Source organism: Ruegeria sp. E8 (assembly GCF_056533985.1).
Genome location: NZ_JBQFOY010000004.1, coordinates 109,388 through 131,537 on the forward strand (window position 1 = coordinate 109,388; position 22,150 = coordinate 131,537).

Below are 22,150 nucleotides of genomic sequence, written 5' to 3' on the forward strand. Positions count from 1 at the left end.
CCATCAGTACCCCGGATCCGGCCGCACTTTCGACCCGTCGGTGAACCGCGACAGGCGAAAGGGGGCCGGATCCACGCAAGGCGTTGTTCCGGCAACCAGATCGGCCATCAACCGCCCTGCCCCGGGTCCGATACCAAAACCGTGGCCGGAAAACCCGGTGGCAATGTACATTCCCGGCAGTTCCTCCACGCCCGAGATGACGGGGATGGCGTCCGGGGTCACGTCGATCATACCCGCCCAACTTTGAACGATCTCGCCTTTCTGCATTGCGGGATATGCCTTGCAGGCATGCGCCCAAGCGTTGCGCAGTACTTTTTGCGAGGGTTCCGGGTCCAGAATCCGACAATGCTCGAACGGAGTCACATCGGTGGGCAGCCATCTTCGGTCCTGTCGCGCTTCGATGGTCCATCGTTTGGACAGGCGAAAACGCAGAGACTTCCACTCCTGCGCGAAGGCAGGCAGGAATTGCTTCGCCAGACGGAAGCTGTCTGGCACGATGTCTACTGTGTTTTCGTGGCCGGACGCGATCGTATAGCCACCATCGGCCCGCTTGCGGATCGCAAAATCATCCGACCACAACGCAGCCTCGGGTCCGTCCTCGACCGGAGATGTGCGCATTACCGTGTTCAGAACCTTGAGCTGCGGCACCTCAATCCCGGCATTGCCCGCAAACAGGCGCGACCACGCGCCCCCGGCCAGAACGACACGGCCACAAGCGACCTTACCGCGTTCCGTGAACACAGCTGCGATGCGGCCTACCTGAACGTCCACGCATCGCACGGCACAATTTGTCATGATCACCGCACCCAAATTCCGAGCGGCTTCGGCAATGGCCGGGGCGGTCCATTGGGGTTCGGCGCGTCCGTCTTGCGGCATATACAATGCGCTTTCAAAACCCTCGTGGTGCCCCCGCAAAAGGTCTGCCAACTCACCCCCCGAAACCATCCGCGCTCCGGTCTGCAAACCATCTACATTCTGCGACCAACGTTCCAGATTGCCCCCATCCCGCTTGCCAGACGCGCCAAACAGAATGCCGGACCGGATATACCCCGTCTTGCGCTCAAGACGATCGTCGAGCGTTTTCCAGATGTCCAGAGCCTCTAGCATCAGGGGGATTTCCCTGGGGTCCCGCATCCCCAAACGCACCCACCCCCAATTGCGCGAGCTTTGTTCAGCGGCGATCTGCCCTTTTTCGCACAGAAGAACCGATGCGCCACGCTCTGCCAATTCCAGTGCGGTCGAAGCGCCGATGATGCCGCCGCCGATGACGACGACATCGACAGACTTGGGAAGGGAAAGGTCCGATTCTACAGGGGTCGGTTTAGGAGCGGTCATCAAAGGGCCTTACTCTGTCGCTTGGTTGCTATGGAGACCAAGAGACAAGGCGCAGGCAATACGAATTGCCAGGATGACCTGCCGAATTTCGGCATCTGTGACCCAGACGCCAAAAGTTAGAAGTTCAGGTAAAGGTTACGCCGCGCCGGACAGTTCAGCCCATTTCTGACGAAGCACTGCGGACAAGCGCGTGTCCTTCAAAACCGCTTGTGCAGTCACGTCTTCCTGCGGCTTCAAGCTCGGAAACTCTGGCCGTAACGTGGCCACGGTCCGATCCTCGAACTGCTGATCTTCTTTCAGCAAATCGGCAATCGCTGCATCCAGCTTTTCTTCATCCAGCACCTGCGGCGGAGATTCCATCGTCCGCCATTTCAAAGGTCCATGAGACGGTCTTTCAAATTCCTCGTACATTTTACCACCAAACCATTCACTCAGACATCCAACCCCGGATGCGCCGCGTTCAGTAAAATCAGCTTTGTGACCTCAACGAACAATGCGTCACACCCGCCCCACATTGGGCAACTTCTGAGCAAAAATGTGGCAGAAAAATGTCACCGAAACAAGTCAGAGGCGGTGTTCTTTCCCCAAAATTCGTGCAAAATCTCGCTCCCTCGGGAACAATGCCCACAAGGGAAACCTCACTGTTTCCAAATAGCTAGGTGAAGCTTTGATTTTCAGGGACGGTCGCGCCAGCGATTCACGATCGGGTATCGCCGATCCAACCAAAACGCCCGCTTGGTCAGGCGCGTGCCCGGAGCGGACTGGAACCGTTTGTACTCGCTGATATAGACCAGATGCTCGACCCGTTGTGCATCCGCCTCGTCAAATCCGGCGGCGACGCAATCGGCGATGGACCCGTCCTGATCGACCAGAATGTCCAGTATCCCATCCAATACCGGATAGTCCGGCAGGCTGTCGCTGTCCTTTTGATCCTCGCGCAGTTCGGCGCTTGGGGGTTTGTCGATGACCGAGGGGCGAATGACCTCACCCTCAGGCCCCATCATCCAGTCGCGATGGTTGGCGTTGCGCCAGCGGCAGGTTTCGAACACGCGGGTTTTGTACAGATCCTTGATCGGATTATAGCCACCGTTCATGTCGCCATATATCGTGGCATAACCCACCGCGACCTCGGACTTGTTGCCGGTGGTCAACAGCATTTCGCCAAACTTGTTCGAGATCGCCATCAACAGAAGCCCACGCAGACGGGATTGAATGTTTTCCTCGGTCAGCCCTTCGTCGAGCCCCGCAAACAAAGGGGCCAGAGTATTGGTGACAGCTGTTCGGCTTTCCGAAATCGGCACAAAGTCATAATGCACGCCCAGCGCCTTGGCGATGGCCTCGGCATCGTCCAGTGACGTCTGGCTGGTATATTCTGACGGCAACATGACGCAACGGACATTGTCGGCCCCGATGGCATCGACCGCAATGGTCGCCACCAGCGCGGAATCAACACCGCCGGACAATCCCAGCACTGCTTTTTTGAAACCGGTTTTGCCCATGTAGTCACGCAAGGATTGAACCATTGCGCGGTAATCCTGTTCCCACACATCCGGTTGCGGAACAATATCAGCAAGCACAATTCGCCAACCGTCATCGCCGCGCTCAAGATCGACCTGAGAAACGGCCTCGTCAAAAACCGGCATCCGAAACGCCAGTTCACCGCCGGGATTCAGACCAAAGCTGGCACCGTCAAAGACCTGATCGTCCTGCCCGCCGACCATGTTCAGGTAGATCAGCGGCAGACCCGTTTCGACCACGCGCGCGACCATATGGTTCAGCCGCACATCGTATTTGTCCCGGAAATAGGGCGATCCGTTGGGGATCAGCAGAAACTCGGCGCCGGTTTCCTCAAGCGTTTCGGCTACGTCAGGGTGCCAGCCATCCTCGCAGATCGGGCTGCCAATGCGGAAATTGCCAACCGAATACGGCCCACCCAGGGCGCCTGCATCGTAAAGGCGAACTTCGTCAAAGACAGTCTCGTTCGGCAGGTGATGTTTCAGAACCTTGCTGGTGATGCGCCCGCCCTTCAGGATCAGATAGGCGTTATAGAGCTTTCCGTCGTCAACCCAAGGACCACCAATGGCAATCGCGGGACCCTCGGCACATTTCTCGGCCAGTGCCTCAACCGCAGCCATGGCGGCGCGGTGGAACACAGGCTTCAGAACCAGATCCTGCGTGTTGTAGCCGGTGATGAACATTTCGGGGAAAGCCACCAGATCAGCACCTGCCGCCTTGCCCTGTTCCCAAGCGGCAACAGCCTTGGCAGAGTTGCCTTCGATGTCCCCCACGGTCGGGTTCAGTTGCGCCAAAGTGATGCGGAAACGGTCGGCCATGCTGCCCTCTTGCCTCGTCAGTCCTATTGCCATTTAGCAGATCACCGCGCGAGTAAAAGGCCAATGCGGCAAAACCCGTTGCTCTGCCCCCGTCGGTATCCTAGTTTTGCGCCAAAGGATGCAACCAAAGATGACCGGGCAGGCAGGACCAAAAATGAACGTGATCCGAAACTCAATTCTGGCAGCGGGGATCAGTCTGGCCGCCGCGACCGCATTCGCGCAGGACGGAACGGTTATCGTCAAGGATGACGAAGTCGGTGGCGTCTATGAAGGCACCTACGAAAACGGCCTGCGTCACGGGACAGGAACGTACCGGCTGCCCAACGGGTTCGAATACACCGGCCAGTGGGTCGAGGGCGAAATTCAGGGACAGGGCGTAACCCGGTATCCGGATGGGTCGGTCTACGAAGGCTCATTCGCCAAAGGACAGCCGGAAGGGCGCGGCAAGATCGTCTATGCAAATGGCAGCAGCTATGACGGCGAATGGTCCAGCGGTTCCATCAACGGCACAGGCGTGGCAGAATTTGCCAACGGATCACGTTATGAAGGCGCGTTCAAAGATGCGCAACGGCACGGCAAGGGCGTTCTGACCTTTGCCGACGGATATATTTATGACGGCGATTGGGTGGATGGTCGGCGTCAAGGCAAGGCGAAGATTACCTACGCAGACGGCAGCATGTACGAAGGCGATGTCAGCGCAGGATTGCGCGACGGCACAGGCACCCAGACCATGCCCGACGGAATGATATATGCGGGCGAGTGGGCGCAGGACCAGATCACCGGGACAGGGCGCCTGACCTATGCCAATGGCGACGTCTACGAAGGTGAACTGGTTGAAGGGCGCCGTCAGGGCAAAGGTAAAGTGACTCACGCTGCCAGCGACGTGTACGAGGGCGATTTCGTCGATGACCGTCGCCACGGCAAAGGTACGTTTACCGGAACGGATGGCTTTATGTATACCGGCGACTGGAAACAGGGTCAGATCGAAGGCCTGGGAGAGCTGACCTATCCCGACGGTTCTGTTTACGTCGGTGATTTCGTGGCCGATCTGGCAGAAGGAAACGGCCGTATCACCTATCCAGACGGTTCAACTTACGAAGGTGAATGGATCGCAGGTGTGATCGAAGGTCAGGGCACCGCAACCTATGCCACTGGAATGATCTACAAAGGTCAGTTCAAAAACGCGCAAAGCCATGGCAAGGGCGTGGTGACCCGCGCAGACGGTTCAGTCTATGACGGTGACTGGGTCGATGGGGTCCGCCAGGGCAAAGGCAAAGCAACCTATTCTGACGGCACAGTATACACCGGAGATTTCCAGAACGGAAAACGGCACGGCAAAGGGGAAATCGTGACGCCAGCCGGGTTCAAATACAACGGCGACTGGTCCGAAGGTAAAATCAACGGCGAGGGCATCGCGACCTATTCGAACGGCGATGTTTACGAAGGCAATTTTGTCGACAACAAGCGCCAGGGCAGCGGCACCATGCGCTATGCCAACGGGCAGGAAGAAACAGGTATCTGGGAAAACGGTGTTCTTCCAAACCAAACCTCGGATCAACCGAGCGAGGCAGACACCCCAGCACAACAAACTGAATCGGACTCAGAATCCACGGAACCTGGTTCCTCCGACGGTTGATCACTCACCAAGGAACAGGTTTTCCCGCCCAATCATAGAACCCACCGGTTTCCGCCGGGGTGAGCCCACGGATCACCGACAACAGGTTGTCGGCGGCTTCTTCTGGCTCAACGGCGGGACGTCGGCTCAGATACTTCTGCGTGAACTGTGTCTTGACCGTACCGGGATGCAGCGCAACGCAAATCGCCTGTTTATGTGTCCGCGCCAGCTCGATTGCCGAGGTATGAACAACCTGATTGACCGCCGCCTTGGCCGCGCGGTAGCTGATCCAGCCTCCCATGCGGTTATCGCCTATTGACCCGACCCGCGCCGACAGAACCACAAAGACCGAACGCCCCTGCCGCGGCAACAGCTTATGCGCGCGGCTCAGCACAAGCGCCGGACCTACGGCATTCAGCGCAAATTGGTCCATCATTGCATCGGCTGAAACAGATCGAATGGTCTTTTCCGGCGTCGCACCATCAATTTCCAGCGCCCCCGAAGCGACCAGAACCAGATCGAACGGCCCTGAAAGATCGTCCAGCTTCTGAAGCGCCCGACTTGCATCCGTCAGATCAAACCCATCAACCGAGCGGGACAATCGTGTTACCGAAACGCCCTGTGCCTCCAACTTCTCGCTTACCGCAGTGCCAATCCCGCCGGAAGCGCCAATGATCAAAGCTGTATCCATCAGCGATCAGCTAGCGGCAATAGCGGATCAATCAAGAGAAACGGATTACGGAGCCCCCTGTGCCTCAACTCGCCAAAATTCCTTCTTTTCATTCCCGGCATCGTCTGTATAACCTCAATCCCATGATCAACCGCGCAGATATCCCTTTTGCCGACACCGCCCTTCGTGGTGCGTCGCTGCGTGGCCTACTGATCCTAATCCGCCTCTGAGCGTGCCATCCGGCGCGCCCGCTCAGAGGAGGACGCCAGCGCGCCAAAAGGCTTTAGGACAGAAGAAGAAAGAGAACCCCATGACCAACGTGACCGACCAAGACCGCGTCTTGATCTTCGATACCACTTTGCGCGACGGCGAACAGAGCCCCGGCGCCACCATGACTCATGACGAAAAGCTCGAAATTGCCGAACTGCTGGACGAAATGGGCGTCGACATCATCGAAGCCGGTTTCCCTATCGCGTCCGAGGGTGATTTCAAGGCCGTAAGCGAGATCGCACAACGGTCTAAGAACAGCCGCATCTGCGGTCTGGCCCGCGCCAACTTTGCCGATATCGACCGCTGTTGGGAGGCCGTCAAACACGCCGAGAAGAACCGGATTCATACTTTCATCGGCACCTCGCCGCTCCACCGCGCCATTCCGAACCTGACGCAAGACGAGATGGCCGAGAAGATCCACGAAACCGTCAGCCACGCCCGCAACCTGTGTGAAAACGTGCAATGGTCGCCGATGGACGCAACCCGGACCGAGTGGGACTATCTCTGCCGCGTGATCGAGATCGCGATCAAAGCGGGCGCAACCACGATCAACATCCCTGACACCGTGGGCTACACCGCTCCGTTGGAATCTGCCGACCTGATCAAACGCCTGATCGAGACCGTACCGGGCGCGGATGAGGTGATCTTCGCCACCCATTGCCACAATGACCTTGGCATGGCGACCGCGAACTCACTGGCCGCTGTCGCGGGCGGTGCGCGCCAGATCGAATGCACCATCAACGGTCTGGGCGAACGCGCGGGCAACACGGCCTTGGAAGAAGTGGTGATGGCTCTGCGCACACGCAACGACATCATGCCATGGAACACGGGCATCGACACCACCAAGATCATGCATATCTCGCGCCGGGTGGCGACCGTGTCGGGCTTCAACGTGCAGTTCAACAAGGCCATCGTCGGCAAGAACGCTTTTGCCCATGAAAGCGGCATCCATCAGGACGGCATGTTGAAGAACCGCGAAAACTTTGAGATCATGCGCCCTGAGGATATCGGCCTCTCGGGGACGTCCCTGCCCCTCGGCAAGCATTCTGGCCGCGCGGCGCTGCGCGACAAGCTCGAAACACTGGGGTATGAGGTCGGTGACAACCAGCTCAAGGACATCTTCGTGCGGTTCAAGGATCTGGCCGACCGCAAGAAAGAGGTGTTCGACGACGACCTGATCGCGTTGATGACGCTGGACGATGCCGATGACCATCTGCAACTGGTGTCCATGAAAGTAACCTGTGGCACCGGCGGTCAGGCGGAATCGACGGTGGAACTTGAAGTGGACGGCCAGGACATCATCGCCACCGAGCACGGTGACGGACCGGTGGATGCAACTTTCAAGGCGATCCGCGCGATCCATCCCAACACAGCGCGGTTGCAGCTGTATCAGGTCCACGCGGTGACCGAAGGCACCGATGCGCAGGCAACCGTTTCGGTCCGTCTGGAAGAGGACGGCATGATCGCAACCGGGCAATCGGCCAACACAGACACGGTCGTTGCATCAGCTAAAGCTTATATCCATGCGCTGAACCGTCTGATCATGCGCCGCGAAAAGGCCGGTCCGGGCGCAGACGCGCGCGAGATCAGCTACAAAGACCTGACCTGATCAAAGGGCCGGGCAAACGCTACTGCACCCGCGGCGGTCCGGCTTTGCCGAACCGCCTGGCGGCTTTGGGCCCGGCACCGCGCATGGCGCGGTGCCGGGCCCAACTCGATTGACGGCATCTTTGATGCGGGCAATCGGGGCGGGAGAAACGGTCCTGTCAGGGCCTGACCCTAAAGTTTGGCAAACAACGCTGAAAGACGTTCGGTTTCCGCTTCGATCCCAAACGGAGCGTTCAGAATAAACATACCCGATCCGATCATCCGATGCCCCTCGCGCGCGGATGGAAACCGAACCTCATGGCACACGGTTTTCGGCAAACCCAGCGCTGCAAAAGCCCGCACCATCGGCTCATGCCGCCCATCCGTCAGCACCGGATACCACAGGGCGATGACCCCGACATTCCACTTGCGATGCAGCTTGGCGATCAGCTTCGGAATGCGATCATAGTCCGTCTTCACCTCATAGCTGGGATCGATCAACAGCATTCCCCGTCGTGGCGTCGGCGGCAGCAGAGACTGTGCCAGCTCGTACCCGTCCTGCCGGTAAACCTTCGCCCCAAGCTTGGAAACTGTGGCCGTCAGAGCGGCGTGTTCCTGCGGATGGAGTTCCGCCAGATGCAGACTGTCCTGAGGCCGCAGCAAACTGGTCGCGATCATGGGTGAGCCGGGATAAGCCGCATCGCCATGCTGCGCCCGTACCGCGTTCAGGGCGCGTGACAGAGGATGTTGCGGCGCGAACCAAACCTCTCGCTCGGCCCTTTCGATTCCGGCAGCCGCCTCGCCGGTTCGCACGGCCTCGGTCGCATCCAACCGATACAACCCACGCCCGGAATGCGTTTCGATGTAGCTGAGCGGCTTTTCCTTCTGGGTCAGATAATTCAGCATCCACGCCAACAAAGCGTGCTTTTGTACATCAGCCAGATTACCCGCGTGGTAAATGTGTTGATAAGAGAGCATTTTGCCTTCTAAAGTCCCAATCAATAAGGCGGAAAGGTGCTGATTGTCGCGGAATCAGCCCTTTTACCGGGCGTGTTGGCACCCTATAAGTCATCCGTCCCGGAACCGTCGAGTCGCGGGCAGTAGAAAAACCGACATACAGGATCAGGGGAAACATGGGGATCTTTGGCAATCTGGGCGGCCTGTTCACAGCGGACATGGCCATCGACCTTGGAACGGCGAACACGCTGGTTTACGTCAAGGGGCGCGGTGTTATCCTGTCTGAACCGTCGGTTGTTGCCTATCACGTCAAGGACGGCGTGAAAAAGGTTCTGGCCGTTGGCGAAGACGCCAAACTGATGTTGGGCCGGACCCCCGGATCGATCGAAGCCATCCGCCCGATGCGCGAAGGCGTTATCGCCGACTTCGACACCGCCGAGGAAATGATCAAGCACTTCATCCGCAAGGTGCATAAACGCTCGTCCTTTTCGAAACCGAAAATCATTGTCTGCGTCCCTCATGGCGCGACACCTGTTGAGAAACGCGCGATCCGTCAGTCCGTTCTGTCCGCTGGTGCACGCCGCGCCGGTTTGATTGCCGAGCCGATTGCTGCCGCGATTGGAGCCGGTATGCCGATCACCGACCCGACCGGCAACATGGTCGTTGATATCGGTGGCGGTACAACCGAGGTCGCCGTTCTGTCGCTGGGTGACATCGTTTACGCCCGCTCTGTCCGCGTGGGTGGTGACCGGATGGACGAAGCGATTATCTCTTACTTGCGCCGTCAGCAGAACCTGCTGGTCGGTGAGTCCACCGCCGAGCGGATCAAGACCACCATCGGCACCGCCCGTATGCCTGACGATGGCCGTGGTCAGTCGATGCATATCCGGGGTCGCGACCTGTTGAACGGCGTGCCCAAGGAAATCGAGATTAGCCAGGCTCAGGTCGCCGAAGCGCTGTCCGAACCCGTCCAGCAGATTTGCGAGGCGGTGATGACCGCTCTGGAAACAACCCCGCCCGATCTGGCGGCGGACATCGTGGACCGGGGCGTGATGCTGACCGGCGGTGGGGCGTTGCTGGGTGATCTGGATCTGGCTCTGCGCGAACAGACAGGTCTGGCCGTGTCGATTGCCGATGAAAGCCTGAATTGTGTGGCTTTGGGCACCGGCAAGGCGCTAGAATACGAAAAACAGCTGCGCCACGCGATTGACTACGAAAGCTAAGGCGCGCACCCTTTGAAAATAGGGTAACTTCGGCACGAGCAGCACGGGAAGGTAACCTGTGGCAAAAGACCGATCACAGCGCGATGACTATACTACCCCCTTGCGGCGCTTGCTGCTGGGGATCGTTATCCTGTGCTTGTTGGGGATCTTTCTGGTCTGGCGAATTGACAGCCCCCGCGTGGAACGGTTCCGCGCCCAGGTGGTGGACGCAGTCGTTCCCTCAATGGAATGGGCCATGGTCCCTGTGACCGCCACTGTGAACCTTGTGCGCGATTTCCAAAGCTATCAGCGCCTGAGTGAACAAAATCGCGAGTTGCGCAGCGAGTTGCGCCTGATGCGCGCCTGGAAAGAGGCTGCGCTGCAATTGGAGCAGGAAAACGCGCGGCTGCTGGACCTGAACAATGTCCGCCTTGATCCACGCCTCACCTATATCACCGGTGTTGTGATGGCAGACAGCGGATCGCCTTTCCGGCAGTCCGTTTTGCTGAATGTGGGCGAGCGTGACGGAATCGTCGACGGATGGGCCACGATGGATGGCATCGGGCTGGTCGGGCGGATATCGGGCGTCGGCCCCGACACTGCCCGGGTGATCCTGGTGACGGATGCCACCAGCGCCATTCCCGCGACCATTCAACCCTCTGGTCAGACCGCGCTGATCAAAGGGGACAACAATCCAGCTCCGGTTGTCGAATTCCTTGAGAACCGGGAACTGGTTCGCCCCGGCGACCGTGTGATCACATCCGGCGACGGTGGCGTGTTTCCGGCCGGTCTGCTGATCGGCCAGATTGCCGCGGACCCGGGCGGTCGCCTGCGCGTCCGCTTGTCGGCGGATTTTGAACGGCTCGAGTTTCTACGCGTTCTGCGATTCCATTCGGCCCCAGTCATTCAGGATCCGGGTGGGATCGTTGGACCCACTCGCCCCGAGGCAGCCCTTGTCCCGGATGAGGTGAGCGATGGATAAGCCCACCTCGCATATCTGGGCCATGCGCGGCCTCTATGTGGCGCTGGCTTTCGTCGTTTTGTTTCTGCATTTGCTGCCGCTGGATGCTCAGCCGGATCGCTGGCCATTTCCTGACGTTCTGATCGTGCTGACCTTTGCCTGGGTGTTGCGTCGGCCCGACTATGTCCCGACCCTGTTGATTGCCCTAGTCATGCTGATGGCAGACCTTCTGTTGCAGCGCCCGCCCGGTCTTTTGGCTGCGCTGGTTGTGTTCGGCGCCGCCTATCTGCGTTCGGCCGCCCCGGGAATGCGGGATTCGGGTTTTGCTGGGGAATGGATGTCCGTCGGCGTGGTGATCATTGCGGTCTTTTTGATGAACCGAGTTGTTCTGTCGGTCTTGTCCGTACCACAGACCGCATTGTTGCCAGTTGTGATTCAACTTGTACTGACAATTGCGTTCTACCCGGCCATCGTTCTGCTGAGCCAAAGCGTATTCGGCGTCCGTCGCATGACTGCTGCGGATGCCGGTGCCGTCGGGAGCCGGGCATGAAGCAGCGCAAACCCAAATCGCAAGGCCTTGCCTACAAACGTCTGCCACGCAGAGCTCTGCTGCTGGGCGGATTGCAGGCGGCTTTCATTGGCGGGTTGGCCGCACGGATGCGGTTCATGCAGGTGGATCAGGCTGATGAATACCGCTTGCTGGCCGAAGAAAACCGCATCAATATACGCCTGATCCCGCCGACCCGTGGACGCATCTATGACCGCAACGGGCAGATCATCGGTCAGAACTCACCCTCATACCGCATCGTCATCGTGCGCGAAGACGCAGGCGATGTGGACAAAGTGATCGCCAAACTGTCGGAACTGATCCCATTAAATGACGACGAGATTGAGCGCGCCCAGACCGAGATGCGCCGCTCGGCCCCATTCCTGCCGGTCACGCTGGCGGATCAGGTCACATGGGAAGATATATCGAAAGTCGCCGTGAACGCACCGGCCCTGCCGGGTGTAACGCCCGAGGTGGGCCTGACACGGCAATACCCGCGCTATGAGGATTTCGCGCATATCGTTGGTTATGTCGGCCCGGTCAGTGATTACGACCTCAGCCAGATCGAAGACCCCGAGCCTGTTTTGCGAATTCCCCGGTTTCAGATCGGTAAGGTGGGTCTTGAGGCGAAACAGGAAATCTCATTGCGCGGCAAAGCCGGTGCGAAACGCGTCGAGGTTAACGCAACCGGTCGTGTCATGCGCGAGTTGGACCGGCAGGAAGGCCAGCCCGGAGCCGACCTGCAATTGTCCGTCGACGCGGACCTGCAACAATATGCACAGGCCCGTCTGGCCGGAGAAAGCGCTGCTGCCGTTGTCATCGATTGCGAAACCGGCGATTTGCGCGCGATGGCCTCGGCCCCCAGTTTCGACCCCAATCTGTTCGTGCGCGGAATCTCGGTCGCGGATTACCAATTCCTGACGCAGGACAAGTACCGCCCTCTGGCCAACAAAACGGTGCAGGGCACTTACCCGCCGGGTTCGACCTTCAAGATGGTTACTGCATTGGCCGCGCTTGAGGCGGGTGTCATAGGTCCCGGCAACACCGTCTATTGCCCGGGCCACCTGAAGGTTGGCAGCCGCCGCTTCCACTGCTGGAAGCGCGGTGGCCATGGCATGGTGGACCTCAATACATCGCTGAAACGCAGCTGCGACGTGTATTACTACGATGTGGCGATCAAGGTCGGCATCGACAAAATCTCTGCGATGGCCAACACGCTTGGTCTGGGAATCAAGCATGACATCCCCATGTCCGCCGTGCGCGCCGGACTGGCGCCCAATCAGGCATGGAAGCAACGGGTCCATGGCGAGGAATGGCTTATTGGTGACACTGCCAACGCGTCCATCGGGCAGGGATTCATGCTCGCCTCACCCATGCAACTGGCTGTGATGACCGCGCGGATCGCCACCGGACGCGCTGTCGCGCCTCGGCTGGTACGGTCTATCAACGGTATTGAACAGCCCAGCGGTGCGGGCGACCCGCTTGAAATCAGCCCGACCAACCTCAAACACATCCGCGAGGCGATGTGGGCCGTTTCAAACGATCGTCGTGGCACGGCCTATCGCAGCCGGATCATCGCGGATGATTTCCGCATGGCAGGAAAAACCGGCACCAGTCAGGTGCGAAACATCACCAAAGCCGAACGCGCAGCCGGTGTGATCCGCAACGAGGACCTGCCCTGGGAACGCCGCGACCACGCGCTGTTTGTCAGCTTTGCACCATATGACAAGCCAAAATACGCAATTGCTGTCGTCGTTGAACATGGAGGCGGCGGCTCCAAAGCTGCGGCCCCTGTCGCGCGGGACATCATGCTTCAGGCGCTTTACAACGGCACCCCGCCGCTCGAGGCGTACCCCACCGGCGACCGCGACCGGATCAAGGAACAGCAAAAACGGCTCGAGGGCGACCGGCGTCCAAAAGCGCGTCCTGACGGAAAGGACCGCGCATGAGCTATCTTGAATACGCTGTCAAATCCACGCCGTCGGGGTTTCGTAAATTTCTGTATATGAACTGGCCGCTGACCCTGCTGCTGATCAGCACGGCCAGCGCAGGGTTTCTGATGCTGTATTCGGTCGCGGGCGGGTCGTGGACACCCTGGGCCGAACCACAGATGGAGCGTTTCGGGCTAGGGCTGACGGCGATGTTCATCATTGCACTGGTTCCGATCTGGTTCTGGCGCAACATGTCCGTACTGGCCTATCTGGGCTCGGTCGCTTTGCTGGTGTTTGTTGAACTGTTCGGCACCATCGGCATGGGGGCGCAACGCTGGATCGACCTTGGTTTCATGCGCCTGCAACCCTCAGAAGTCATGAAGGTCGCGCTCGTCATGGTTCTGGCGGCTTATTACGACTGGCTGCCATCGCATAAGACTTCCCGGCCGCTATGGGTCTTTATTCCGGTGGCTCTGATCATCCTGCCCACCCTTCTGGTTCTGAAACAACCGGATTTGGGCACGTCGATCCTGCTGTTGGCCGCTGGTGGCGGGTTGATGTTTCTGGCGGGGGTCCACTGGGCCTATTTTGCTGCCGTCATTGCAGCCGTCGTGGGCCTGATTGCCGCCGTGTTCAACAGCCGCGGGACCGAGTGGCAATTGCTCAAGGACTATCAGTTCCGCCGGATCGACACGTTTCTGGACCCCTCAACCGATCCTCTGGGGGCCGGGTATCATATTACCCAGTCCAAGATCGCCCTTGGCTCCGGAGGGTGGAACGGGCGTGGGTTCATGCAAGGCACGCAATCCCGGCTGAACTTCCTGCCCGAGAAACACACCGATTTCATTTTCACGACCCTCGCGGAAGAGTTCGGATTTGTCGGTGGCATCACGCTGTTGGTGCTTTATGCCTTGATCCTCTTGTTCTGCATGGTGACGGCGCTGGCAACCAAGGACCGGTTTTCGTCGCTGGTCACAATGGGCATCGCGCTGAACTTCTTCCTGTTTTTTGCAGTCAACATGTCGATGGTGATGGGCATGGCCCCAGTTGTCGGCGTGCCACTGCCCATGGTAAGCTATGGCGGTTCGGCCATGTTGGTTCTGATGGCCGCGTTCGGCATCGTTCAAAGCGCCCATATCCACCGTCCCCGTTAATCTGAAAGGTCTTCGATGCCCGTAAACGTCCTGTTTTCCGCGCGCCCTGCCCTTTGGCCTGTGTATCAACCGCTGCTGACGCAATATCTTGATGAGGCAGGTGTGGACGTGCAGCTTGGAACCGAGTTTGAACCGGATGAGGTCGATTACGTTATCTATGCCCCAAATGGCGGGTTGCTGGATTTCTCACCCTATACGCGCCTGAAGGCGGTGCTAAGCCTTTGGGCCGGAGTCGAAAAAATCGCGGATAACGAAACACTGACTGTCCCGCTGGCGCGGATGGTGGATCACGGGCTGACGCAAGGCATGACTGAATGGGTGGTGGGCCACGTGCTTCGCTATCATCTGGGGATGGACCAACATATCACTGTGCAGGATGGTGTCTGGACCCCGGACGCGCCTCCACTCGCTACTGAGCGCAAGGTCTGCATCCTAGGTCTTGGCGCCTTGGGCGAAGCCTCGGCCCGCGCTTTGGCAGCGCTGAATTTTCAGGTCACGGGTTGGAGCCGCACCGCCAAGGAAATTCCCGGTGTGACTTGTTTGCATGGTCCCGACGGGCTGCGCGATGCGCTTTCTCAGGCTGAGATCGTCGTGCTGTTACTGCCTGATACGCCTGCTACGGTAAACGCACTGAATGCCGAAACGCTGGCTGTGCTGCCCAAAGGTGCGCAGATCATCAACCCGGGGCGCGGGCCGCTGATCGATGACGACGCGCTGCTGGATGCGCTGAACGCTGGGCAAGTCGGTCACGCTACTCTGGATGTGTTTCGCGTCGAGCCCCTGCCCGAAGACCATCCATACTGGGCGCATCCAAACGTGACTGTGACGCCTCACATCGCGTCCGAGACCCGCCCGGTTACAGCCGCGCAGGTCATTTGCGAAAACATCCGACGGGGTGAGGCTGGTGAGCCCTTTGTTCACCTGGTGGATCGCAAATTGGGCTACTGAATTCAGGCTGCGATCAGGCCACGGCCTTTCAACAAGGCTTCCACACCCGGCAATCGACCCCGGAACGCCAGATACAGGTCCTCGGCCTCGCGCGAACCGCCAGTGGACAGGATGTTATCCTCCAGCGCCTTGGCCCGTTCAGGATCAAAGGCTCCGCCCGCCTCTTCAAAGGCGGCGAAGGCGTCGGCATCCATCACCTCGGACCACATATAGCTGTAGTAACCCGAACTATAGCCATCACCTGCAAAGACATGGGCAAAGTGGGGCGTGGCATGGCGCATTCCGATGGCCTGCGGCATCCCCAAGTCGGCCAGAACCTCGGCTTGTTTAACCATCGGATCTGCCGGTGCCTCACCGTCGTGGAAGGCCAAATCAACGAGGGCCGAGGCGACATATTCCACCGTCTGAAACCCCTGATCGAAATTGGCGGCATTCAGCACCTTTTGCAGCATTTCCTGCGGCATCGCCTCGCCCGTTTCGGCATGTGTGGCAAACTCGGCCAAAACCTCGGGCACTTCCAGCCAGTGTTCATAAAGCTGGCTGGGCAGTTCGACGAAATCGCGCGCAACCGAGGTGCCGGAGATGCTTTCATATGTCACGTTGGACAGCATCTGGTGCAGGGCGTGGCCGAACTCATGGAACAATGTCCGCGCATCATCATAAGACAGCAGCGCCGGATCACCCTTGGCAAAATTGCAGACATTGATAACAACCGGCGCCTGATCTTTCGGGAACTGCGCCTGCGACCGCATCGCGCTGCACCACGCACCAGACCGCTTAGACCCCCGTGCAAAGTAGTCACCGATGAAAACGGCAATGTGCTGCCCGTTGCGCGTGACCTCCCAAGCCCGACAATCAGGGTGATAGAGAGGCACGTCCAATGGCTTGAACTCCAAACCGAACAGGCGGTTTGCGCAGGCAAAAGACGCGTCGATCATACGGTTCAATTGCAGGTAGGGTTTCAGGGCAGCCTCATCCAGATCATGTTCAGCCTTGCGCCGCTTTTCGGCGTAGTAACGCCAATCCCAGGCTTCCAGCGGGCCGTTGATGCCGTCCTCCTGCATCATCTGCGTCAGGATTTCCGCGTCGGCATCTGCGCGGGATTTGGCCGGTTCCCACACCTGCATCAACAACTCTCGCACACGGTCCGGCGTGCGCGCCATTTCGGTTTCCAGCTTGTAGTCGGCGAAATTGTCATAGCCCAACAGCTTGGCACGTTCCTCGCGGAGGGCCAAAATTTCAGCCGCGATGTCACGGTTGTCGGTCTCGCCCCCATTGGCACCGCGCGCAGCCCAGGCGCGATAGGCCTTTTCGCGCAGATCCCGACGAGGCGAGAATTGCAAAAACGGCACAATCAGCGACCGCGACAGGGTGACCACCGGCCCCTCGGCCTGTTTTTCCTGCCCCGCAGCGCGGGCTGCATCCACGACAAAACCCGGCAAGCCCTGCAGATCCTCTTCGGTCAGGTCCATGAACCAGTTCCGCTCATCCGCCAAAAGATTCTGAGTGAAGGACGTGCCCAACGAGGCGAGCCGCGACTTGATCTCTTGCATCCGGGCGTCAGAACCCCCTTCCAGCGCCGCGCCAGCGCGCACGAAACCGCGATGGGTCAGCATCAGCACGCGGGCTTGTTCTTCGGTCAGGTTCAGATCATCGCGCCGTGCCCAAAGGTCGGCCACACGTTTGAACAGCGCCTTGTTCGAGGAAATGCCCGAAAAATGTGCCGATAGCTTGGGTGAAAACTCCCGCTGTAGCTCTTCCCGCTTGGGATTGCTGTCCGCACCTGCAACGGTGAAAAAGACCGACATCACCTTGTCCAGTTGCTCACCTGCGGCCTCAAGCGCTTCAACCGTGTTGGCGAATGTCGCTGCCTCGGGATTTACCGCAATCGCGTCGATCTGAGCGTTATGCGCCGTCATCGCCTGTTCCAAAGCGGGCAAGAAATCATCATCCAAAATATCGGCAAAAGGCGCGATTTCGAACGGGGTGGTCCAGTTGGTCAGGATCGGGTTGGTCATGCGGATCTCCTTTGACCCAATAGCTATGTCGCCATGGCCGGATGTTCCAGAACCCCCAACCGGCGTAAAGAAAGGTTAATCTTTTGCTGTACCGCAGACAGGGCAATCGTCGCGACGAGTCAGTGTAATCTTGCGGCTTTCACCATACAGCGCGTCATAGATCAGCATCTCGCCGCGCAGCGCCATGCCTGCGCCCGTGATCACCTTGATCGCTTCAACCGCCATCATCGACCCGACAACGCCCGGCAGCGGGCCGATCACTCCGGCCTCGGAACAGGACGGGGCCAGACCGGGGGCTGGGGCCTCGGGGAATATGCACTGATAGCAGGGGCTGCCATTGGCCGGGTCAAACACACTCAGCTGCCCTTCCCACTGCGACAAGGCCCCCGAGATCAGGGGTTTGCCCAGCGCGACGGCGGTTCGATTAGCCAGATAGCGGGTCTCAAAATTATCGGTTCCATCAAGGATCAGATCGAAATCGGCAAACAGATCGGTCGCGATCTCATCGTTCAACCGGCGGTGATAGGGCAGAACCACGACATGCGGGTTTTGTGCCTCCATCGCTTGCTGGGCAGAAAAGACCTTGGGCATTTCGATATCCGCATCGCGGTGAATAACCTGCCGCTGCAAGTTGGCGTTCTCGACGACGTCATCGTCGATGACACCGATCGTGCCCACACCCGCAGCTGCCAGATATTGCAAGGCCGGGGCACCCAAACCACCCGCACCAATCACCAGAACCCGCGCCTGTTTCAGCTTTTTCTGACCCGGTCCGCCCAGTTCGCGCAAAACGATATGACGGGCGTAACGGTCCAGCTCGGTCTCGGTAAATCGGTCGGTGGACATGGCGGGTTCCTGGTCTGAAGCTGACCCTGCGCGATTGCGCAGGGCTTTCAGCACTCTGCCATACATCAAAACGATGGCTGCGAAACCCACAAGGATCAACCACATGGCAGCCGAGCCACCTGTCGCCTGTCGCAGCGAATGTCCGTCCGGCAAGATCAGATGAGAAAGGATCACCCCCGCCAACAGCACACTCACCGAAACCACACGCGCTGTTTTGGACGTGCCGGCGATATAACCTACCCCCCAAAGTCCAGCAGCCAGAATGAGAACCAGCAGCATCAGCCGCGACCGGTTGAGCCAAAACCGCCAGCACCGCGACCGGTCTCGCCCAATTGCTCGGCCAGTTCAAAAGTGGCTTGCACGACCGGTGCGACCACCAGCTGTGCAATACGCTCGCCATGGGTAATCTCGAACCGGTCCTGACCGGCATTCATCACGATCACGCCCAAGGGCCCGCGATAATCGCTGTCGATGGTGCCCGGCGCGTTGGGCAGCGTGATCCCGTGTTTCAGCGCAAGACCGGACCGAGGGCGGACCTGCACCTCATACCCCTGCGGAATTTCGATGCGCAGACCGGTCGGCACAAGCGCCCGCTGTCCGGGTTCCAACACGATCGGGGTGCCACCGGGCAGGTTGGCGCGCACGTCCGCGCCAGCGGCTCCGGATGTTTCATAAGACGGAAGCGCCACGGCGGGGTCTGCCCCGTCTTCACGGATCACTCGAATTGCAACCATGCCTTTGCCTTTCCTTCAGCCTGTCAACGCGTCTGCGATCTTTGCCGCCAGTCGCCGGGCCACCTCATCCTTGCTCAGACGGGGCCATTCCTCGGCTCCGCTGTCCGAGATCAGTATCACCGCATTCTCGGACCCGCCCATGATGCCTGTTGCCGGGCTCACGTCATTGGCGACGATCCAGTCACAGCCTTTGCGAAGGCGCTTGGCCGTGGCATGTTCGACCACATTGTCCGTCTCGGCGGCAAAGCCAACCACCAGCGGCGGGCGGCCTTCGTCCATCCGGGATACGCGTTTCAGAATGTCCGGGTTTTCCGCAAATTCCAGAACCGGCAGTCCATCCCGGCTTTTCTTCAGTTTCTTGTCCGATGCACTGGCCACACGCCAATCCGCGACTGCGGCAGCGAACACACCCGCGTCAACGGGCAGAGCGGCAACGACCGCGTCCGACATCTGTTGCGCCGTCTCAACCGGTACGACCTGCACACCTGAGGGGGGAGGAACGTCAGCAGGACCTGTTACAAAGATCACCTCGGCCCCCAAATCCGCCAGCGCCCGCGCCACGGCGGCACCCTGCGCCCCGGAGGATCGGTTCGCAATGTACCGCACCGGGTCAATCGGCTCATGCGTCGGGCCGGAAGTCACCAATACACGTTTGCCCATCAACGGGCCTGCCGTCAGTTGAGCCTCAACCGCCGCGACAATTTCCAGTGGCTCGGACATGCGGCCCGGCCCGTATTCACCACAAGCCATGTCGCCTTCGTTTGGGCCGATAAACTGCACACCATCCGCTTGAAGTTGGGCGAGGTTGCGTTGCGTTGCCGGGTGATCCCACATCCGGACATTCATCGCGGGCGCACACAGAACGGGCGTGTCCGTGGCCATAAGAAGGGTCGATGCAAGATCGTTGGCCAGCCCGCCGGCCATCTTGCCCATCAGATCCGCCGTTGCAGGGGCCACGACAATCAGATCAGCAGAGCGTGAAAGCTGAATATGCCCCATCTCGGCCTCATCGGTCAGATCGAAAAGATCGCGAAAGACCTTTTCCCCGGCCAGGGCAGACACGGACAGAGGCGTTACAAATTCTTCCGCTGCGCGCGTCATTACAGGGGTCACGGCCGCGCCACGTTCACGTAACCTGCGGATCAGGTCCAGCGACTTGTAGGCCGCGATCCCGCCACCGATGATCAGCAGAATGCGTTTGGATGACAGCATGTTCAGCCCTTCCTGTCCCGGTCGGCCCCGACATTAGGCAAGGCCAGCGGGTTGTTCCAGCCATTAATTCTGAACCTGAAACGCCGCGCAGGGGTCTTCGCGTTCGATCATGGGACTGTCGATAACGATATCGAATTCGCCGTCGATGATGCCGTCTTCGGACTGCCCAACCGCCAACACCTTCCACCCCGGTTCCAGGCGCGCAAGATAGGTTGGGATACCCCGATCCTTACGCGCATGGCCGTTTCCGGTGATCACCGATACCGGCCCGCCGGTTTCCTCCATCGCCCGCAACACCGCGCGGGCCAGAACGGCATCGCGCAAGCGTTGGATTGCAACCATCTGTGGCAACATCTCAGCCGGGATGGCATCGCAATGCGCGGCCATCTGGTCGGCCTCACGCGCGGCCTGCTCCTCAGCCGGTAAAGGCACGGTCAGACCGTAACGCGCCGCATCCGCACCCAGCGCCGTGGCAGCCCCGCGTTCCATCGCAGCCCGCGCGGCAGCACGCGGAACCATGGCCCCGTAAACCGGTGCGCTAGAAGCTTCAAAAACAGGGTAATACATACTGAGTGGCGGCCATCCGCTTTCAGCCCATTTCAAAATACGGCTCAGCTCTTCCGGGTTGGACACGGCTTTTTGTGCAAGCCGTTGCGCACCCTCTTCGGTGACCATTTCCCAGACGACGGCCGAGGGCGAGATTGCCTCAAGCGCTTCGGCCTGCACAAGATGATGCGCTGGGTTGTCGTGGACTTCGCCCAGAATCACCACGTCCGCACCCTGCATCGCGGATATCGCATCGTCAGGAATAGGATCTGCCGCCTGTCCCGGTCGCGCTGCCGCAACCGTAAGGCCCAGAACACACACAAGAATCGCAAGATGTTTCATGCGATGAAGTGTTGCACCTCACGCGATTGGGCTTCAAGGTTTTTGCGCATTTTCACAAAGGCAGCGGCCTCAAGCTGTCGTACGCGTTCCTTGGACAGACCCAGCTCCACGCCAAGGCTTTCCAATGTCCGCGCAGGTTCCCGCAACTTGCGTTCGCGCACAATGAACCGCTCACGATCATTCAGCGCGTTCATCGCTGTCAGCAACCATTCGCGCAATTGTTCGGTATCGTGGCTGTGCTCGACCGCTTCGGCGGCCTGTTCGCGATCATCCTCCAAGGCGTCGATCCATTCGCGACCGTCTTCATCCGCCGACTGAACCGCGTTGAGGGAAAAGTCCGAACCAGACAGACGCCCTTCCATCATCTCGACATCACGCAGTGGCACGCCAATTTCCGTAGCAATCATCTGATGCAACTGATGGCGGTCCAAATCCAGGCCTTCGGTGGCAGCTTCGCGTTCCAGCCGGGCCTGAACACGCCGCATGTTGAAGAACAACGACTTCTGAGCAGACGTGGACCCCGTCCGAACCATGGACCAGTTCCGCATCACATAATCCTGAATGCTCGCCTTGATCCACCAAACCGCATAGGTCGAAAAGCGCACACCCCGATCCGGATCAAACTTGTCTGCTGCCTTCATCAGGCCCAGACCGGCCTCTTGAATGAGGTCGTTCATCGGCGCGCCATAGCGTTTGAATTTGGCCGCCATCGAGATGGCCAATCGCATATAGGCTGTAATCAGCCGGTGCAGAGCCTTTTCATCACGCTCATCACGCCAGGCGTATGCCAGTTTCAGTTCGGTTTCCGCATCCAGCAGCTCGGCCTTCATCGCTTGCCGGGACATCGAAAAGTCCGTCGCATTGTCCAGTGCCATAAAACTCTCCCCTGTTTGCCGGCGCTGGTCGGACTTGCTTTGCCGACCTATGACCTTTACGCAAAAC

The 22,150-nt window shown here is 59.2% G+C and carries 19 protein-coding genes; 8 read left to right on the forward strand and 11 right to left on the reverse strand.

From position 1 onward, the window contains the following. Nucleotides 1-3: 3 nt before the first annotated feature. From ACR0LF_RS07350 to ACR0LF_RS07360, 3 genes are all read right to left on the reverse strand, one after another. On the reverse strand, nt 4-1,335 hold the full coding sequence (locus tag ACR0LF_RS07350; RefSeq protein ID WP_480582362.1) for an NAD(P)/FAD-dependent oxidoreductase: 1,332 nt from the start codon (nt 1,333-1,335) through the stop codon (nt 4-6). A gap of 135 nt (nt 1,336-1,470) precedes the next feature. Beyond that, on the reverse strand, nt 1,471-1,695 hold the full coding sequence (locus ACR0LF_RS07355) for a hypothetical protein (protein ID WP_480582364.1): 225 nt from the start codon (nt 1,693-1,695) through the stop codon (nt 1,471-1,473). Nucleotides 1,696-2,009: 314 nt separating this feature from the next. Further along, nucleotides 2,010-3,668, reverse strand: a complete 1,659-nt coding sequence (locus ACR0LF_RS07360; protein WP_480582366.1) for an NAD+ synthase — start codon at nt 3,666-3,668, stop codon at nt 2,010-2,012. A gap of 154 nt (nt 3,669-3,822) precedes the next feature. On the opposite strand from ACR0LF_RS07360, the gene ACR0LF_RS07365 reads away from it, so the two are divergent. Then, on the forward strand, nt 3,823-5,304 hold the full coding sequence (locus ACR0LF_RS07365) for an MORN repeat-containing protein (protein WP_480582368.1): 1,482 nt from the start codon (nt 3,823-3,825) through the stop codon (nt 5,302-5,304). A gap of 4 nt (nt 5,305-5,308) precedes the next feature. On the opposite strand, the gene ACR0LF_RS07370 is transcribed toward ACR0LF_RS07365, so the two are convergent. Continuing rightward, nucleotides 5,309-5,974, reverse strand: coding sequence for an SDR family NAD(P)-dependent oxidoreductase (locus ACR0LF_RS07370; protein WP_480582370.1), 666 nt, complete (start codon nt 5,972-5,974; stop codon nt 5,309-5,311). 289 nt (nt 5,975-6,263) lie between these two features. Here ACR0LF_RS07370 and ACR0LF_RS07375 point away from each other — a divergent pair, with 289 nt between their 5' ends. Next, on the forward strand, nt 6,264-7,832 hold the full coding sequence (locus ACR0LF_RS07375) for a 2-isopropylmalate synthase (protein ID WP_480582372.1): 1,569 nt from the start codon (nt 6,264-6,266) through the stop codon (nt 7,830-7,832). Nucleotides 7,833-8,002: 170 nt separating this feature from the next. On the opposite strand, the gene ACR0LF_RS07380 is transcribed toward ACR0LF_RS07375, so the two are convergent. Beyond that, a complete protein-coding gene (locus ACR0LF_RS07380) occupies nt 8,003-8,788 on the reverse strand; it encodes a 23S rRNA (adenine(2030)-N(6))-methyltransferase RlmJ (protein WP_480579194.1) in 786 nt (261 codons plus the stop codon). A gap of 155 nt (nt 8,789-8,943) precedes the next feature. On the opposite strand from ACR0LF_RS07380, the gene ACR0LF_RS07385 reads away from it, so the two are divergent. The 6 genes from ACR0LF_RS07385 to ACR0LF_RS07410 are packed head-to-tail and all read left to right on the forward strand — an operon-like array spanning nt 8,944 to nt 15,510. Further along, entirely contained in the window at nt 8,944-9,990 is a 1,047-nt protein-coding gene (locus ACR0LF_RS07385) for a rod shape-determining protein (RefSeq protein ID WP_480579197.1), read from the forward strand. Between the two features lie 58 nt (nt 9,991-10,048). Further along, the gene (mreC, locus tag ACR0LF_RS07390; RefSeq protein WP_480579200.1) at nt 10,049-10,951 is read left to right on the forward strand and encodes a rod shape-determining protein MreC; all 903 of its coding nucleotides are present in this window, start codon (nt 10,049-10,051) and stop codon (nt 10,949-10,951) included. Continuing rightward, nucleotides 10,944-11,480, forward strand: a complete 537-nt coding sequence (locus ACR0LF_RS07395) for a rod shape-determining protein MreD (RefSeq protein WP_480579203.1) — start codon at nt 10,944-10,946, stop codon at nt 11,478-11,480. Before mreC ends, ACR0LF_RS07395 begins: the two co-directional genes overlap by 8 nt. Beyond that, nucleotides 11,477-13,426, forward strand: coding sequence for a penicillin-binding protein 2 (mrdA, locus tag ACR0LF_RS07400; protein ID WP_480579206.1), 1,950 nt, complete (start codon nt 11,477-11,479; stop codon nt 13,424-13,426). Before ACR0LF_RS07395 ends, mrdA begins: the two co-directional genes overlap by 4 nt. Continuing rightward, nucleotides 13,423-14,562, forward strand: a complete 1,140-nt coding sequence (gene rodA, locus ACR0LF_RS07405; RefSeq protein ID WP_480579208.1) for a rod shape-determining protein RodA — start codon at nt 13,423-13,425, stop codon at nt 14,560-14,562. Before mrdA ends, rodA begins: the two co-directional genes overlap by 4 nt. A gap of 15 nt (nt 14,563-14,577) precedes the next feature. Then, a complete protein-coding gene (locus ACR0LF_RS07410; protein WP_480579210.1) occupies nt 14,578-15,510 on the forward strand; it encodes a 2-hydroxyacid dehydrogenase in 933 nt (310 codons plus the stop codon). Between the two features lie 2 nt (nt 15,511-15,512). Here ACR0LF_RS07410 and ACR0LF_RS07415 read toward each other — a convergent pair whose 3' ends face one another. The 6 genes from ACR0LF_RS07415 to ACR0LF_RS07440 form a co-directional block, all read right to left on the reverse strand. After that, complete coding sequence (locus tag ACR0LF_RS07415) at nt 15,513-17,528, reverse strand: M3 family metallopeptidase (protein WP_480579212.1); 2,016 nt, start codon at nt 17,526-17,528, stop codon at nt 15,513-15,515. Between the two features lie 75 nt (nt 17,529-17,603). Then, a complete protein-coding gene (locus ACR0LF_RS07420; protein ID WP_480579214.1) occupies nt 17,604-18,653 on the reverse strand; it encodes a HesA/MoeB/ThiF family protein in 1,050 nt (349 codons plus the stop codon). Then, on the reverse strand, nt 18,653-19,108 hold the full coding sequence (gene dut, locus ACR0LF_RS07425; protein WP_480579216.1) for a dUTP diphosphatase: 456 nt from the start codon (nt 19,106-19,108) through the stop codon (nt 18,653-18,655). Before dut ends, ACR0LF_RS07420 begins: the two co-directional genes overlap by 1 nt. Nucleotides 19,109-19,123: 15 nt before the next feature. Continuing rightward, nucleotides 19,124-20,320: a bifunctional phosphopantothenoylcysteine decarboxylase/phosphopantothenate--cysteine ligase CoaBC gene (coaBC, locus tag ACR0LF_RS07430; protein ID WP_480579218.1), complete on the reverse strand. Its 1,197-nt coding sequence runs from the start codon at nt 20,318-20,320 to the stop codon at nt 19,124-19,126. 63 nt (nt 20,321-20,383) lie between these two features. Beyond that, nucleotides 20,384-21,208 (reverse strand): ChaN family lipoprotein, encoded by an 825-nt coding sequence (locus tag ACR0LF_RS07435; RefSeq protein WP_480579220.1) that lies wholly within the window; start codon nt 21,206-21,208, stop codon nt 20,384-20,386. Next, nucleotides 21,205-22,083, reverse strand: a complete 879-nt coding sequence (locus ACR0LF_RS07440) for an RNA polymerase factor sigma-32 (protein ID WP_480579222.1) — start codon at nt 22,081-22,083, stop codon at nt 21,205-21,207. Before ACR0LF_RS07440 ends, ACR0LF_RS07435 begins: the two co-directional genes overlap by 4 nt. Nucleotides 22,084-22,150 lie beyond the last annotated feature (67 nt).

Excerpts from the sequence above, each read along its gene's own strand:
- coaBC (WP_480579218.1), bottom strand. The coding sequence starts at position 20,320 with ATGCTGTCATCCAAACGCATTCTGCTGATCATCGGTGGCGGGATCGCG.
- ACR0LF_RS07380 (WP_480579194.1), bottom strand. The coding sequence starts at position 8,788 with ATGCTCTCTTATCAACACATTTACCACGCGGGTAATCTGGCTGATGTA.
- ACR0LF_RS07410 (WP_480579210.1), top strand. The coding sequence starts at position 14,578 with ATGCCCGTAAACGTCCTGTTTTCCGCGCGCCCTGCCCTTTGGCCTGTG.
- dut (WP_480579216.1), bottom strand. The coding sequence starts at position 19,108 with ATGGTTGCAATTCGAGTGATCCGTGAAGACGGGGCAGACCCCGCCGTG.
- mrdA (WP_480579206.1), top strand. The coding sequence starts at position 11,477 with ATGAAGCAGCGCAAACCCAAATCGCAAGGCCTTGCCTACAAACGTCTG.
- ACR0LF_RS07375 (WP_480582372.1), top strand. The coding sequence starts at position 6,264 with ATGACCAACGTGACCGACCAAGACCGCGTCTTGATCTTCGATACCACT.
- rodA (WP_480579208.1), top strand. The coding sequence starts at position 13,423 with ATGAGCTATCTTGAATACGCTGTCAAATCCACGCCGTCGGGGTTTCGT.
- ACR0LF_RS07360 (WP_480582366.1), bottom strand. The coding sequence starts at position 3,668 with ATGGCCGACCGTTTCCGCATCACTTTGGCGCAACTGAACCCGACCGTG.
- ACR0LF_RS07435 (WP_480579220.1), bottom strand. The coding sequence starts at position 21,208 with ATGAAACATCTTGCGATTCTTGTGTGTGTTCTGGGCCTTACGGTTGCG.
- ACR0LF_RS07440 (WP_480579222.1), bottom strand. The coding sequence starts at position 22,083 with ATGGCACTGGACAATGCGACGGACTTTTCGATGTCCCGGCAAGCGATG.
- ACR0LF_RS07385 (WP_480579197.1), top strand. The coding sequence starts at position 8,944 with ATGGGGATCTTTGGCAATCTGGGCGGCCTGTTCACAGCGGACATGGCC.
- ACR0LF_RS07420 (WP_480579214.1), bottom strand. The coding sequence starts at position 18,653 with ATGCTGCTGGTTCTCATTCTGGCTGCTGGACTTTGGGGGGTAGGTTAT.
- ACR0LF_RS07355 (WP_480582364.1), bottom strand. The coding sequence starts at position 1,695 with ATGGAATCTCCGCCGCAGGTGCTGGATGAAGAAAAGCTGGATGCAGCG.
- ACR0LF_RS07395 (WP_480579203.1), top strand. The coding sequence starts at position 10,944 with ATGGATAAGCCCACCTCGCATATCTGGGCCATGCGCGGCCTCTATGTG.
- ACR0LF_RS07365 (WP_480582368.1), top strand. The coding sequence starts at position 3,823 with ATGAACGTGATCCGAAACTCAATTCTGGCAGCGGGGATCAGTCTGGCC.
- ACR0LF_RS07415 (WP_480579212.1), bottom strand. The coding sequence starts at position 17,528 with ATGACCAACCCGATCCTGACCAACTGGACCACCCCGTTCGAAATCGCG.
- ACR0LF_RS07350 (WP_480582362.1), bottom strand. The coding sequence starts at position 1,335 with ATGACCGCTCCTAAACCGACCCCTGTAGAATCGGACCTTTCCCTTCCC.
- ACR0LF_RS07370 (WP_480582370.1), bottom strand. The coding sequence starts at position 5,974 with ATGGATACAGCTTTGATCATTGGCGCTTCCGGCGGGATTGGCACTGCG.